The 14,516-nt window shown below is 68.6% G+C and carries 14 protein-coding genes; 9 read left to right on the top strand and 5 right to left on the bottom strand.

Annotated elements, in window-relative coordinates; all coding sequences use genetic code 11:
- Positions 1-5: 5 nt before the first annotated feature.
- Positions 6-494: an LptA/OstA family protein gene (locus tag QHF89_RS24965; RefSeq protein WP_136933787.1), complete on the bottom strand. Its 489-nt coding sequence runs from the start codon at positions 492-494 to the stop codon at positions 6-8.
- A 17-nt stretch (positions 495-511) separates the two neighbouring features.
- Positions 512-856, bottom strand: coding sequence for a sigma-70 domain-containing protein (locus tag QHF89_RS24960; RefSeq protein ID WP_136933788.1), 345 nt, complete (start codon positions 854-856; stop codon positions 512-514).
- Between the two features lie 186 nt (positions 857-1,042).
- Here QHF89_RS24960 and QHF89_RS24955 point away from each other — a divergent pair, with 186 nt between their 5' ends.
- The 5 genes from QHF89_RS24955 (at position 1,043) to QHF89_RS24935 (ending at position 7,193) form a co-directional block, all read left to right on the top strand.
- Positions 1,043-3,301 carry a DVUA0089 family protein gene (locus tag QHF89_RS24955; protein ID WP_136967845.1) on the top strand — a complete coding sequence of 753 codons (2,259 nt, stop codon included), beginning with the start codon at positions 1,043-1,045 and terminating at the stop codon, positions 3,299-3,301.
- A gap of 8 nt (positions 3,302-3,309) precedes the next feature.
- Entirely contained in the window at positions 3,310-4,494 is a 1,185-nt protein-coding gene (locus tag QHF89_RS24950; RefSeq protein ID WP_136967844.1) for a hypothetical protein, read from the top strand.
- Positions 4,495-4,505: 11 nt separating this feature from the next.
- Complete coding sequence (locus QHF89_RS24945) at positions 4,506-5,363, top strand: protein kinase domain-containing protein (protein ID WP_136967843.1); 858 nt, start codon at positions 4,506-4,508, stop codon at positions 5,361-5,363.
- Positions 5,364-5,377: 14 nt separating this feature from the next.
- Positions 5,378-6,544, top strand: coding sequence for a cystathionine gamma-synthase (locus tag QHF89_RS24940; RefSeq protein WP_136967842.1), 1,167 nt, complete (start codon positions 5,378-5,380; stop codon positions 6,542-6,544).
- A 106-nt stretch (positions 6,545-6,650) separates the two neighbouring features.
- Positions 6,651-7,193: a hypothetical protein gene (locus tag QHF89_RS24935; RefSeq protein WP_136967841.1), complete on the top strand. Its 543-nt coding sequence runs from the start codon at positions 6,651-6,653 to the stop codon at positions 7,191-7,193.
- Between the two features lie 62 nt (positions 7,194-7,255).
- Here QHF89_RS24935 and QHF89_RS24930 read toward each other — a convergent pair whose 3' ends face one another.
- The 3 genes from QHF89_RS24930 to frr are packed head-to-tail and all read right to left on the bottom strand — an operon-like array spanning position 7,256 to position 8,868.
- A complete protein-coding gene (locus QHF89_RS24930; RefSeq protein ID WP_136933793.1) occupies positions 7,256-8,104 on the bottom strand; it encodes a Stp1/IreP family PP2C-type Ser/Thr phosphatase in 849 nt (282 codons plus the stop codon).
- A 14-nt stretch (positions 8,105-8,118) separates the two neighbouring features.
- Entirely contained in the window at positions 8,119-8,277 is a 159-nt protein-coding gene (locus QHF89_RS24925) for a hypothetical protein (RefSeq protein ID WP_170229649.1), read from the bottom strand.
- Positions 8,278-8,310: 33 nt separating this feature from the next.
- The gene (frr, locus tag QHF89_RS24920) at positions 8,311-8,868 is read right to left on the bottom strand and encodes a ribosome recycling factor (protein WP_136967840.1); all 558 of its coding nucleotides are present in this window, start codon (positions 8,866-8,868) and stop codon (positions 8,311-8,313) included.
- A gap of 224 nt (positions 8,869-9,092) precedes the next feature.
- Between frr and QHF89_RS24915 the strand changes: the two genes are divergently transcribed.
- From QHF89_RS24915 to QHF89_RS24900, 4 genes are all read left to right on the top strand, one after another.
- Entirely contained in the window at positions 9,093-10,544 is a 1,452-nt protein-coding gene (locus QHF89_RS24915; RefSeq protein WP_136967839.1) for a sigma-54-dependent transcriptional regulator, read from the top strand.
- A gap of 165 nt (positions 10,545-10,709) precedes the next feature.
- On the top strand, positions 10,710-11,915 hold the full coding sequence (locus tag QHF89_RS24910) for a hypothetical protein (RefSeq protein ID WP_136967838.1): 1,206 nt from the start codon (positions 10,710-10,712) through the stop codon (positions 11,913-11,915).
- 62 nt (positions 11,916-11,977) lie between these two features.
- Positions 11,978-13,279, top strand: a complete 1,302-nt coding sequence (locus QHF89_RS24905; protein ID WP_136967837.1) for an ATP-binding cassette domain-containing protein — start codon at positions 11,978-11,980, stop codon at positions 13,277-13,279.
- Positions 13,276-14,514 carry a hypothetical protein gene (locus QHF89_RS24900; RefSeq protein WP_136967836.1) on the top strand — a complete coding sequence of 413 codons (1,239 nt, stop codon included), beginning with the start codon at positions 13,276-13,278 and terminating at the stop codon, positions 14,512-14,514. Before QHF89_RS24905 ends, QHF89_RS24900 begins: the two co-directional genes overlap by 4 nt.
- The last annotated feature ends 2 nt before the right edge of the window (positions 14,515-14,516 follow it).

Below are 14,516 nucleotides of genomic sequence, written 5' to 3'. Positions count from 1 at the left end.
CCCCCCTACTTCTTCTCCGCGCCCTCCGGCACCGGCAGCGCGCCTTTCACGTCCGAGAGCGACACCTTCAGGCTCACGAGATCAATCGTCGCCTTCTCCGCGCTGATCCACCCCGCGCCTCGCTGAAGGCGCACGCCGCCTCGCAACGCGAGCGTCTGTTTGGCGAGGTCGATCTCCACCTCGGGCGCCTCGGCGCGCACGCCCTTCACCTCCGCGACGACCCCGCCCGCGCCCTTCGCCCACGTCACGTTCGGCACCTCGTCGTACCGAACTTCCACCCGCGGCGCGCGCACCACGAGGGCGCCCTTCGTCAGGCGCACGTGGCCTTCGAGCACGGCGCGCTTCGCCGCGATGTCGATGTCGAGCTGATCGGCGGAGAGCTCCACCGGCTCCTTCGGCGGCGGCGCGGCTTTGGGCGGCTCCGCGAGCGATCGAGGCGCGATCGTCGTCGCGAGCAACGCGAGAGCCAAGGAGAGGCGCGGGCCGAAGGGCACGGCCTCACCTTATCAGGCTAGTAGCTCCTGACCACGCGCGGCGAGACGCCTCGCTCGAGCGCGCGACGCACGACGTGCGCAGGATCGCCCGACGACGCGGCGATCTCCGCGATGGTCGGATTCCGCCCGAGCGACGAGCGCAGGGATCGCGCGGCGCCGAGCACGCGCTTCATGACGGAGACCTCGATCGCGTCGATCGGCTCGCCGACCACGAGGCCCCGCGCCTCCAGACGCTCGACGATGTGGTCGACCTCCTCGTAGGAGACGCTACGAGGGCCGATGATCTCTGCGATGTCGTTGAGGTCGACTCGACCCGACGCGTGATGACGTGCGTACAGCTCGTCGATGATGCTCTGGATCACGGGGCGCACGCGTCGGTCTTGGCACGTCGACGTGTCCTCTGCACCCGGAGGACGAAGGCGCGCGCCGTGCGCGGACGTTGCGTCGGCCCGTCGGCTACCGTAAGCCGTAAGCATGACGTCTGCTTGGCGCGCCGAACGGCCGCGCCGCAGGGACCTTTCTCCTCCGCAGTCCACGAGGAACGATCGATGAATCAACGCCGCCGTATCTTCTTCCCGAGCTCGCTCGCTTCCATGACGACAGGCCTCCTCCTCGCCGCCGCCGCGCTCCAAGGCTGCGCCACGAGCACGAACACGCGCGGCGGGGGCGGCGATGATGGAAACGCCGGAGGCTCGGGGGGCACAGGAAACGTCGGCGGTGAAGGCGGCATGGGCGGCGTCGGTGGCATGGGCGGCGTCGGCGGCATGGGCGGCGTCGGCGGCGACGGCGGCATGGGCGGCGTCGGCGGCATGGGCGGCATGGGCGGCGCGTCGTCGTCGTCCTCTTCGTCGTCGTCGTCCTCGTCGTCCTCGTCCTCTTCGTCGTCCTCGTCGAGCGGCTCGGGGGGTGGGGGTGGGTTCATGCCGCCCGTGGGCACGGCGGACTACCCGGCGGAGACGGAGCAGAACAACCTGCCCGCGACCGCGGATCCGCTCGCCGAAGGGACGAAGGGGTTCACGGCGGCCATCTACCCGACGGGGGATGTCGACGTGTTCTCGGTCGACGTCACCGTGGCCGGCTCGGTCCTCAAGGTGTCGACAGGCGACGGCATGGGCGGCTGCCCGGCCGGCGCGGCGACGCTCGTGCGTGTCTTCGGGCCGAGCGGCTTCCTCGGCTCGGACACCGACAGCGGGCCCGCCTCCTGCTCGCAGATCATGCCCGCGACCAACCCCGCGATGGGCAACCTCGCCGTGGGCAAGTACTCCGTGCAGGTCGAGAGCGCGACGTTCTCACCGCTGCCGTTCTACGTCGTCGACATCGCCGTCACAGCGCCCGGCTGCGGCGACGGGCTCGTGCAGGGCAGCGAGCAGTGCGACGACGGCAACAACACGAGCGGCGATGGCTGCGCGGCCGACTGCAAGCTCGAAGGCAACTACCCGACCGAGATGGAGCCGAACCAGCCGATCAACATGGCGAACTCGATCGCGGGCACGGATGGCGTGGTCGCGGCGATCCAGCCCATCGGCGATCAGGACTTCTTCACGTTCCAGGTGGGCGTGTCCGGCACCCGCGCGCGCATCGAGGTCACGGACGGACAAGGCAACTGCCCGAGCGGCTTCGACTCGAAGATCTATCTCTACAACGCGGCCGGCACGGAGATCGCGGTGGACGACGACGACGGGCTGAGCACGTGCTCGCTGCTCGATCCCACGCTCGACGCCGTCGTCGCGAACCTCGCCGCCGGCAAGTACACGGTGATGGTCGAGGAGTACAGCAACGACGAGGCGCAGGCTTCGTACGTGCTCCAGCTCCAGCTCACCGAGCCCGGCTGCGGCGACACGTTCGTGCAGCTCGGCGAGCAGTGCGACGACGGGAACACGACCGCCGGCGACGGCTGCTCGCCGACGTGCCAGCTCGAAGGGAACTACCTGACCGAGACGGAGCCGAACCAGCCGAACAACCAGGCGAACGCGGTCGACGGCTACGACGGCGTCGTCGGGTCGATCTTGCCCGCAGGGGATCAGGACTACTTCAGCTTCCAGGTCACGGAGCCGGGATCGAGCGTGACGATCGAGGTGACGGACGGGTACGGCGGCTGCCCGAGCGGCTTCGACTCGAAGATCTACCTCTACTCGCCCTCGAACCAGCTCCTCGTGTCGGACGACGAGGACGGCGTGGAGTCGTGCTCCCTCATCAACCCCTTGCTCGATCCGAGCACCGCCACGAACCTGCCCGTCGGCACGTACGTGGTCATGGTGGAGGAGTACCTGAACGACGACGCGCAGAGCTCATACGTGCTCAAAGTAAAGGTGGCGGCGCCGGGCTGCGGCGACAGCATCCTCACGAGCCCGGGCGAGCAATGCGACGACGGGAACACGGTCGCCGGCGACGGCTGCAGCCCGACGTGCATGGCCGAGACGCCGTGGGAGATCGAGCCGAACGCGAGCACGGCCACGGCGAGCCCGGTCTGGCCCATGACGACGAGCTGGTACGGGAAGATCGATCCGATCGCCGACGTCGACTACTTCAAGTTCGATCTGCCGGCGGGCCAGAGCCCGGTGATCACGTCGCACGCGATCGGCAACGCGGCCACCTGCGACTTCGACACGGTGATCCACCTGCTCGACGCGAACGGCGTGCAGATCGTGGAGGACGACGACGACGGCCCGGGCAACTGCTCGATGCTGTCGAAGGCGAACGACGCGACGCTCGCGAGCCTGCCGGCCGGCACGTATTACGTGTGGATCCAGGAATACAACAACGACGCCAAGATCACGGGATACGAGCTCAGCCTCACGTTCGAGTGACGCGGCCCGTGATGCTGCGCGCTTCGTCCTTCGTCGTGACGGCCGCGCTCCTCGCGGGCTGCAGCCCCGAGGAGGTGGTGAACCCCACGGGCGCGAGGTTCGAGGGCTACCAACAGGTCGTCCCGTTCGTCGCGCCGCCCGCCGGGGTCGAGACGCAGAACGCCAACAACAACCTCGACGTCGTGCGGCACGAGGGGCGCGTCTACCTCGCGTTCCGCACGGCGCCGAGCCACTTCGCGAGCGCGAAGACGGTCCTCTACGTGGTGTCGAGCGAGGACCAGGAGACGTGGCGCTACGAGACGCACGTGGCGATGGGGACCGATCTTCGCGAGATGCGGCTGCTCTCGCTCGAAGGGAAGCTCGTCCTCTACTTCGCCGTGCTCGGCTCGGACCCGCTCGACTTCGAGCCGCAAGGCATGATGGCCATGACCTACGAGGGCGGCGCGTGGAGCGAGCCTGCGCCGCTCTACGAGCCGGGCTTCATCCCATGGCGGGCGAAGGTCCTCGACGGCGCCGCGTACCTCGTCGGGTACGTGGGCGGCGAGAACATCTACGACTTCGACGGCGAGCCGATCCGGATCCACCTGCTCCGCACCGAGGACGGGCGCACGTTCGAGCCGCTCGTGCCCGGACGGCCGGTGGTGCAAGAGGGCGGCGGATCCGAGACGGACTTTGTCTTCCTCGCCCAAGGCGATCTCCTCGCCGTGCAGCGCAACGAGGCCGGCGACGCGCTCGGCTTCGGCTCGAAGATCTGCCGCGCGAAGGCCGCCGATCTCGGGGCCTGGACCTGCAAGCCCGACAAGAAGAAATACGACTCGCCGCTGCTCTTCCGCAGCGGCGACGACGTCTGGCTCATCGGACGGCGCAACCTCACCGAGACGGGCAACTTCGATCTCGATCGGGACGACCTTTCGCTCGCGGATCAGGCAGGCGTGTACGCGGTCGAGTACTCGTTCCAGCCGAAGCGTTGCGCGCTCTGGCGTGTCGATCCGGAGTCGCTGACGGTGTCGTTCGAGCTCGACCTTCCTTCGCGCGGGGACACCTGCTTCGCCTCGATCGTGCCCGCGGGGGAAGGCGCGTACGACGTCTACAACTACACGAGCCCGCTCGACGGCGACGCGGAGCCCCGCTGGATCGAAGGACAAGGCGGGCCCACGCTCATCTATCGGGTGCGGCTCGACGTGCCGCGTTAGGCTTCGACGACGTGACGTTCCTCGCGCCCAAAGGGACGGAGTTCGTTCGCCTGCTCGGCGGCGGGAGCGTGTTCGAGGTGGCCCTCGTGCGCGAGGGAGACCACGAGCTCGTGTGCAAGCGGCTCGTGCCGCGCGCGCTCGCCGCGCGGGAAGGGCGCGTGGCGATGGTGCGCGAGGCGCGGCTCCTGTCGACGATCGCGCACCCCGCGCTGCCCTCGCTCGTACGCGTGGGCAACGACGCGCGCGGGCCCTTCTTCCTGGAGACGTTCGCCGCGGGGACGTCGGTGGCGGCGCTCGTGCGCGGATGGCAAGAGCGAGGCGCGCGGGTGCCGCGGACGCTCGTGCGGCACGTGGCGATCCACGCGCTCGAAGCGCTCGCCGAGATCCACGCGCTCGGCGACGAGGCCGGGCCGCTCGACGTGGTGCACGGCGATCTCGGCCCCGCGCACGTGCTCCTCGGCCCGCTCGGCGAGGTGCGGCTCGTGGACCTCGGCGCCGCGCGGTTCCGAGGGCTCGAAGCCGAGCTCGAGACGGAGGATCACGGCACGCTGCCGTACGCGGCGCCGGAGATCGCATCGGGCGAGGCGAAGCCGTCGCAGGCGGCCGACGTGTACGCGATGGCCGCGACGCTGCTGCATCTGGCGACGGGCGAGCGGCTCTGCGAGGCCGACACGGAGGCCGCGATGCTCGCCGAGGTGGCGACGCGCGGGCTTCGGCGCGAGCTCGTGCTTCACGCAGAGGCGTTCGAGGCGAAGGAGCGCGCGGCGCTGTTCGAGGCGCTCGATCCGGATCCGTCGCGGCGGCGCGCGTCGGCGCGAGAACTGTGCGACGCGCTCGCGCCGGTGCCACGTGCGCCGGACCTGCGCTAGAGTCGCGCAGCCAAATGAAGACCAAGGACGCGCCTTTCCCGGTTTCCCTCGACACCCTCGCCATTCACGCCGGTCAGGAGCCCGATCCGATCAGCGGAGCGGTGATGATGCCGATCGTGCTCGCCAGCACGTTCGCGCAAGAGAGCCCGGGGGTGCACAAGGGCTTCGAGTACTCGCGCAGCGGCAACCCCACGCGCCGCGCGCTCGAAGCGTGCCTCGCGGCCCTCGAAGGCGGCACGCACGGCTACAGCTTCGGGAGCGGGCTCGCGGCGACGACCACGCTCCTGCACACGCTCGAGCCCGGCGCGCACATCCTCTGCGGCGACGACGTCTACGGCGGCACGTTCCGCCTGATGGACAAGGTCATGGGCCCGATGGGGATCTCGTCGAGCTTCGTCGACATGCGGGATCCCGCGGCGGTGCGCGCGGCGATCCGGCCCTCGACGCGCCTGCTCTGGATCGAGACGCCGACGAACCCGATGCTCAAGGTCTTCGACATCGCGGCGCTCGCTGCGGTGGCGCGCGAGGCGAAGATCACCTTCGTCGTCGACAACACGTTCGCCACGCCCATGCTCCAGCGCCCGCTCGATCTCGGCGCGGACGTGGTCGTCCACTCGGTGACGAAGTACCTGAACGGGCACTCGGACGTCGTCGGTGGGGCGATCGTGACGTCGAGCCCGAAGATCGCGGAGCGGATCGGCTTCCTGCAGAACGCGATGGGCGGCGTGCCGAGCCCCTTCGACTGCTACCTCGTGCTGCGCGGGCTGAAGACGCTGCCCGTGCGCGTGCGTCACCAGAGCATGGCGGCGCTCGCGCTCGCCGAGCGGCTCGCGCGTCATCCGCGCGTCGAGCGTGTGCACTACCCGGGCCTCGCGTCGCATCCGGATCACGCCGTGGCGGCGCGGCAGATGCGCGGCGGGTTCGGAGGCATGATCTCGATCGAGGTCGCGGGAGGGCTCATGGCGGCGCGCACCGTGCTGGAGCGGCTGCACGTGTTCTCGTGCGCGGAGAGCCTCGGCGGCGTGGAGTCGCTCGCCGAGCATCCGGCGATCATGACGCACGCGTCGGTCCCCGAGGAGACGCGCAAGGTGCTCGGCATCTCCGACGGCCTCGTGCGGCTCTCGGTGGGGCTCGAAGCGGTCGACGATCTCTGGAAAGATCTCGAACACGCGCTCGGCTGAGAGACGAAGCTCGGGGCGTAGCCGGAGCTACGCCCCCGAGCCCGAAATGCGGTAGAACCTGGGGCGACGGCGCATCGGCGCGCCGCGGAAACCAGGGAGACTTTCCATGCTGCGTGCTGCCTGTCTTGCTTTCCCGCTCGTCGCATTCGCCATGCTCGGCGGTTGCAGCGACCCCGTGCCCCCCACGCCGCAAGGCGCGTTCAACGTGCAGTTCACGAAGACGAGCGGCTGCCCGATCGCCTCGCACCGGTCCGAGGTCGGCACGATCAGCGCCTCGGACAAGACGGCCGTCGTGATCGACGGCGTGGAAGGCGCGACGGTGACCTGCTCGGTCTCGGGCGCGGGGCCGTTCAACGTGAGCGCGCAGCTCCGCCTCGGCAGCGACGGGATCAACCTGTCGATCCCCGCGATCAACGTGGGCGCGACGGAGGCGAGCCCGGCCGTGGGTTCTCTCGCGTTCTTCTCGGACCGGACGGCGGGCGACGCGTTCAGCTCGTCGAAGTGCAACTTCTACTTCAAGGAAGGCACGGGCGAGGGCATCGCGGGGGGCAAGATCTGGGTCTCGTTCAAGTGCCCCGAGGTCGTCGAGTCGACGAACACGTGTGGCATCTCCGAGAGCCACCTGATCCTCGAGAACTGCGATCTGTGACGTTCACCCCCAGCCCCTCTCCCCACGGGGAGAGGGGTGAACAGGGGGCGTGAGGCCGAGGGTCAGGAGTCGCTGTCGTCGCCGACGGTCACGGCGATGCGGTGCGCCGGGACCTGGAGCGTGGGCTCGTCGCCGTACTCCACGTCGTCCTGGAGGAAGCGGATCGCCAGCACGGTGATGTTGTCCTCGCCGCCGAGCTCGTTCGCCTTGGCGATGAGGCGCCTGCACATCTCGGTCGTGTCCTGCGAGGTCGCGACGATGTCGCGGATCTGCTCGTCGGTGAGCATGCCGGAGAGGCCGTCGGAGCAGAGGATGTAGACGTCGCCGAGGTGCGGCTCGTCGCTCATCAGGTCGACGGCGACGCTGTCCTGCATGCCGAGCGCGCGGGTGATCACGTTGCGCGGCAGCTCCGCCCGTTGCTCTTCCGTGAGCTCGGGCATCGCCATGAGGTAGTCGTTGATCAGCGAGTGATCACGCGTGAGCTGCTGGATCGCGCCGCTGCGGACGCGGTAGGCGCGGCTGTCGCCGACGTGGCCCACGTAGATGCGGTTGCGCCTGCGCGAGAAGACGGCGCTGACCACGGTCGTGCCCATGCCGGCACACTCGCGGGAGCGGATGCTGCGCTCGAAGATCCGCCGGTTCGCGACCATGATGCCGCTGAGCAGGCGGTTTTCATCCTCGGTCAGGTTCGCGTCGAAGTGGATCGGCCAGGTCGCGTCGTCGTTCGCCGTCGAGCGGAAGAACTCGGTGATGGAGTCGGTCGCGAGGCGGCTCGCCACATCGCCGGCGCGATGGCCCCCCATGCCATCGGCGACGATGAACAGATCGAACTCCTGCAGGACAGCGTAGCTGTCCTCGTTGTGATCGCGCTGGAGACCGACATCGGTCATCCCGGAAGCAAATGCGCGCATAAACCTCGGCAACCTTAGACCGGGTCAAAACCGACGATTTTCACGGTTTCACGCAGCGTTTCCGCTGTCAAGCCGTCTTCCTCGCTCGGGGCAAGGAAGACGCGCCGCGCGAGGCCTTCGGCTCTCTTTGCCCCGCCGCGCGTGAAGCTTGGATCTCGGCTGCCTTGGGCCATGCGTTCCCCCTCCCTTGCCTCCTCCGGAGACCCCTACACCTCCAGGATGTCCTTTTCCTTGTGGGCGATGACGGCGTCGACCTGCTTGATGCCCTCGGCCACCACGTCCTCGATCTTCTTCTTCGCCCGATCGGCGTCGTCGCCGCTGACCTCGCCGTCCTTGTCGAGCGTGTCGACGAGCTCGTTCGCGTCCCTGCGATGCTTGCGGATCGCGACGCGCGCCTCCTCGCCGTTCTTCTTGGTCAGCTTGACCATCTCCTTGCGCCGGTCCTCGGTGAGCGCCGGGATCGGGATGCGGATGAGGTCGCCGTCGACCTGAGGGTTCAGGTTCAGGTCGCTCTCGCGGATGGCCTTGTCCACGGCCTTCACCTGGTTCTTCTCCCAGGGCTTGATCGTGATGAGGCGAGGCTCGGGCACGCTCACCGTGGCCATCTGGTGGAGCGGCGTGGGAACGCCGTAGTAGTCGACACGGACGCCGTCGAGCATCCCGGCGTGGGCGCGGCCCGTGCGCACGCGCATGAGATCGCGGCGGAGCGCCTCGATGGATTTCTCGATGCCTGTCCGCAAATCATTCAACACGTCTTCCAGCATGCCGGTCTCTCCTCGGTCTCGTGCGGCGGGGGCGAGCTTAGCTCTCTTTTGTGCAGGAGGGGGCAGTTGCGGAGGGGCCCCGCGCACGGAACCGCGGAAGCAGGGCGGCCCCGACGGTCCCCGACGGCCAAGGCCAGGCAAGCCAGCGCCCGAAGTTCGCGAGGCAGCCCGCCCCTGCCCGCTGCCCCAGGGCGGTCGCCCGTAGTAGGTGTAAGGGAGGCACAATGCGTGACCTCGACTGGAAGAGCTTCGACGTCCTGGTCGTGGACGACGAACAGGACAACCTCGACGCCTTCCGCTTCGCCTTCCGCAAGACGTTTTCGCTCCACTACGCCCTCGGCGGCACGCAAGCGCTGGAGGAGCTCGCGCGGCTCGACGCGGCCCTCATCGTGACCGACCAGCGCATGCCGGGGATGAGCGGGCTCGAGCTCTTGCGGCGCGCCAAGCAGATGCGGCCCGACGCGCTCGGGATCTTGCTGACGGCGTATGCGGATCTGCCCGTGCTGGTCGACGCGCTGAACTCGGGCACGGTCTACCGCTACGTGCAGAAGCCCTGGGACGGCAGCGAGCTCGCCGCCATCCTGCGCCAAGGGATCAGCGTGTTCGCCACGATGCGCGAGAACAAGCGCCTCCGCGATCAGCTCGCGCACTACGCGGGCTACCTCGAACGCGAGCAGCGCGACCCCATCGACTTCGGCGAGCTCATCTGCAACTCCGCCGCGATGAAGGAGGTCTCGACGCGCATCGGCGAGGTCGCTCCGACCTCGACACACGTGCTCGTCGAGGGCCGGGTCGGCGCAGAGAAGGAGATCGTGGCGCGCGCGATCCACGTCGGCTCGCCGCGCGAGGAGCGGCCCTTCGTGAAGGTCACGTGCGCGGCGTTCCGCGGCGAGGCGCTCGAACGGGAGATCTTCGGCTACCGGCGCGGCGCGTTCGAGGGCGCGACCGCCGATCGCGCGGGCCGCGTCGAGCTCGCGCACGGCGGCACGCTCTACCTCGAAGACCCCGGCCCGCCGACCGCGGCCTTGCAGGCGCGGCTCGCGCGGCTGCTCGCGGGCAGCGAGGCCGAGCGCGTCGGCGACGCCGAGTCACGAAGGCTCGACGTGCGCCTCGTCGTCTCCGTCACGCCCGACCTCGACGAGGCGTGGGGCCGCGACGTGCTGCCCGAGCTCGCCTCGCGGCTCACCGTCTTCCCCATCCGCCTGCCGCCGCTCAGCGAGCGCCGCGAGGACATCCGCCCGCTCGCCGAGCACTTCCTCCGCAAGTACACACGCCGCAACACGCGCGCCGCGCGCGCCCTCTCGAACGACGCGTTCGCGAAGCTCGAAGCCTACGGCTTCCCGGGCAACGTGCGCGAGCTCGAGAACGTCGTCGAGCGCGCCGCCATCCTCGCGCGCGGCGACATCATCCAGCCCGAGCACCTCGCCTTCGTTCCGCCCGTCGCCGCGTGGGAGAAGGCGGCGACGTCGCCCCCCTCGCAGCCCGTGACGCCGGCCGAGCCCGAGAGCGGCGCAAGAAGGCAGAACCTCGACTCGCAGCTCGAAGAGATCGAGCGCCGCGAGATGCTCGCCGCGCTCGATCGCTGCGGCGGCAACAAGGCCGAGATGGCTCGCCTGCTCGGCGTCCAGCGGACCACGCTCTACTACCGGCTGAAGCGCCTCGGGATCGACGTGTAGTTCGTGGGGAACGGATCCTCCGCGTCGCGGGCGAACGCGGGGAAATATGCGCGCGTGCGCGCCTGCGAAAAGTTGACGGATCCTCCTCGCCTGCGCGATGATCCCGTGGTTTCCCGGTATTTCCGGAGCGCCGCCTGGGCGCCGCGAAGAGGACGACGAGAGGCGATGGCTTTCTGGAGCACGGCCGATGTGGAGCTCGTTTCGCGCGTCGTCACGGCGAAGACGAAGAACGATCGCCGCGTGCGGGGCAAGCTGACCTTGCACTTCGCCGAGGCGCAAACGCAGGGGAACGCCGACGACGCCGGCGATCGCTGTGCGACGCTCGCCGAGGAGCTCTTCGGCGAGGCCGACGATCACGAGCAGCTCATCGGCGCCGAGGCCGAGCTCGCCGCCGCGCTGCGCCTCCGCCTGCCGCCGCGCTTCCCCTCGATCCGCTCGCTCGACCTCGCGGCCCTGCACGTCGTCGGTGATCCGAGCACGTCGGCGGCGCTCCGGCGCGCGTCGACCACCACGATGCGCGCCGTGGCCGGGCCCGTCTCCACGCCCGCGCCGAACACGATCCGCGGACGCTCACCCTCGTCGATGCCCCCGAGCGGCGATGCTCCCTCGGCCAGCTTCCGCGTGTCGCAGCTCGCAGCTTCGACGTCGGGCACCTTCCGCGCGCCGATCTCGAGCGCAGGGCCGGCGAGTGGTCCCATCTCGACGCACGGACCTCGGTCCTCCTCGCCGCCCACGCGGCGGGGCACGCTCGGCCGGATGCGCGCGATCATGCCGGGCATGATGCTCGCGCCCGGCGCGCCGCCGGAGGCGATCGGCCAGGCGCTCGCGCCCTTTGTGCGGGACTGCGCGGGCCGCATCCTCGTCGGCTTCCTCCGCGGCTACGACCTGCTCGCGCTGCGCGGCCTCGCGCTCGAAGAAGGCTCGGCCGAGATGCTCGCCGCGCTCGTCCCGGTCTCCGACGCGCCGCTCGGCGGCTACGAGGCGAGCCGCACGTCCGAGCTCGCGCGCTGGCAAAATGCCTTTGGCGAGGCCGTCTTCCAGCGCGTGCGCCGCGAGAGCCAGGTCGCGGCCATCTACCTCGCGCACATGGCCCTCGGCCGCCTCGGCGTGCCGCCCAGCGTCGGCTTGCCGATCCTGCAGGAGGCTGCGCCTTCGGCCTTCGGCGGCGAGCGCGGCACGGTCCTGGAGATGGCGCGTTACGTCTCGATCCCCGCGGAGAGCTTCGTCCCCGCGCTCTGCCAGCATCTCGTCGATACCGTCGGCCATGGCGACGCAACGCAGCTCGCGGCCGCGCTCGCGCCGCTCGTCACGTCGGTCGAGGAGGACATGGCCATCGCCGCGACGTTCGCCAGGGACGCGTCCGGCGTCTGAGCGCCCGAGCGGGATCGACTTGGCGCTATGAATCCTCTCGGCGATGATGCACGTCCTCGTCGATGCCGAGTTTCCCGCTGACGACGCAGCAAGCTGAGCGCGCGCGCATGCTCCTCGAGCAGAACGAAGTGCGAGAGGCGCTCCTGGCGGTGCGGGAGGCGGGGTTCCACAACGAAGACGACCGCTTGCGCGACTTCGCGAGCAACAAGCTCGCAGAGCTCACGGAGATGGAGCAGCAAGAGCGTGACGGAATCGCCGATCGCGCTACGGCCAAGGCGGCGAGGAACGCGCTCCGCAATGCGGTCTTCGCAGAGCTCAGCGTCCGCGCGCGCGCCGCGCCCCCGAACACGAACGAAGCTCGTGCACGACGGACCGAAGGCGCGGAGGACGAGCGACGCGACGCCCCGCCCCATGAACCTGTGCCGGGCGTGATCTTCGACTGCAAGCGGCTGACGAAGCGCTTTGGGAAGGGATTCCGCCTCCCGGAGGTGACGCTGGAGCTGCACCACGGAGAGATCGCCGGCGTCGTGGGCTTCAACGGCGCGGGGAAGACGACGCTCTTGCGAATGATCGCCGGAGACCTCGCGCGAACGGAAGGCACACGCTGGCTGGGCGACGAGGACGATCGGGAGCGCGCGATTGATCATCCGGTGACGTACGTCCCGCAATCCGTGGAGCCGTGGAACGGAACCCTGCGGGAGCACCTCCGAAAGCAGGCCGCGTTCTTCGGGCATCACACGCTCGACAAGAACCGGAGGCAGGTCGAGCGCGTGGAAGCGTTGCTCGGGCTCGCGGCGCAGATGGAGAAGACGTTCGGTGCGCTCTCGGGCGGCAACCAGATGCGGGCATCGATCGCCGCTGCGCTCCTCGCGAACCCTCTCCTGCTGGTGCTCGATGAGCCGCTCGCGCCGCTCGATCCGCGCGCCCAGCAGCAGCTCCTGCGAGGGCTCGCGACGCGGGCGAGCACGGCCCGGACGGCCATCGTGATCTCGTCGCAGCACGTGCCCGAGATCGAGAGCATCGCCGATGTAATGGTCACCCTGTCAGAGGAGAAGGCCGTCACACGGCGCATCGACCCTACGAGCGTCGCGCGTGGACATCTCTTCGACCTCGGCGTGTCCGATACGGCGAACATCGATCGTGTCGTGCAGCAACTGGCGACGCTGCAACGGGACGGCAAGGTGACCGGCTGGGTCACGGGGGCGAGCTCGGTGGTGGTCCGGTTCGTAGAGACGCGGCGACCGTCGGAGCTCCTCGAAAGGTTCAACGATGTCGGCGTCACGGGAATCCGTGACATCACGGGTTCGTCCCTCGCGCAACAGTATGCGGATCTGTCGGTGGCGAGGAGGGAGCGCGCGGAATGAAAAATGCTGACGGGGCATTGCGGCGCCTGCTCGATTCGTGGCGCCAGGCCGATCTCCGATACCCACGGCTCACGACGCTGCGGCTGCCCTGGCTGCTCGTATGGGTACTCATCGGCAGCTTCCTCTCTTGGATCCTGGCGCCGTGGTACGTCGGAAGCCTGGGAAGCGCGCTTGCGTCCCCCGAGGACTACAAGACCTTTGTCCTCTCAATGTCGATGCCGGTGGCGCTCGGCTGGGTCTATGTCCAGTGGCGCGATCGGCCGGCGCTCCCCCGCTCTGCGCCACTCGGGCTCGTATGGTCCACACTGAGCAGCACGGCGTGTGTCATGGCGATCTTGAGTGTACAGTGGATGGCCGAAGCGGCAGCTCGGTCGCACCTGCGCACGCTGGTTCCGGTCGAGATCCTGCAAAGCGACGTGGAACTCTTTAAAAGAGATAGACCCGCATTCTCCATCGCCGGACGTATCATCGCCCCACAACCAAACCCGGTCGCGAATATACAACCGAGCAAAGCCGAGGCGCTAGCGATACTCCAACACCAATTACGGTACGGATACGCTCCCACAACAGTCAAAGGTGGCACCAACGCATCACCACCGAGCTTCTCGAAGTGTTCGAACATAACAAATGATACCGAGAGGTCTGCCTGCATTGAAGAGTGGACATCTCTGGTACGCCCATTTATTTGGAACTACCGCAACAACCTGGACGTATTACTCAAAGCTCACAGCATTGCACCTGACCGGATGTATCACTCCGGCCCCACAATCGGATTTAACGCCACCCTGCTCTTCGCAGGGTTGTTCGGCTGCATGGCCAGCCTGGCAGGGATCCTCTCCCGAGGGCTCGTGTGGGGCACTGCGACGGTCATGTTCTTTCTGGGCGTCGGACGAATCGACCTCGCCGACGACATGTTGCGGCGCGCTGGCGTTCCAACGACATTCGGAGCGGGGTATCACGTCTTCCCTTGGGTCCTCCTCGGCGTGATCCTGCCCATCGTCGGCGTCACAATAGCCTTGCGTCGCGCGCGCTCGACGCTCCTGGACTTCGGTGTCCTGCTCGTCCACGGAGCACCTCTCTACCTTGTCGCTTCGACAAACCGTCCTTTCAGCTTCTTGAGCGTCCCCTCCGATAGCCCCTTAGGCACACCAACGTTCAAATTCACTGTCCTCGGGTGGACCCTGCTCACGGGGTTTCTCCTCTCCTGGTATCGCAAGCTCCCCAAAGCCATCTGAAT

This window comes from Polyangium sorediatum (genome assembly GCF_029946465.1).
Taxonomy (GTDB): Bacteria; Myxococcota_A; Polyangia; order Polyangiales; family Polyangiaceae; genus Polyangium; species Polyangium fumosum.
The sequence above is the reverse complement of the archived record's forward strand: the minus strand, read 5'-3'. Positions and strand labels throughout refer to the sequence as shown.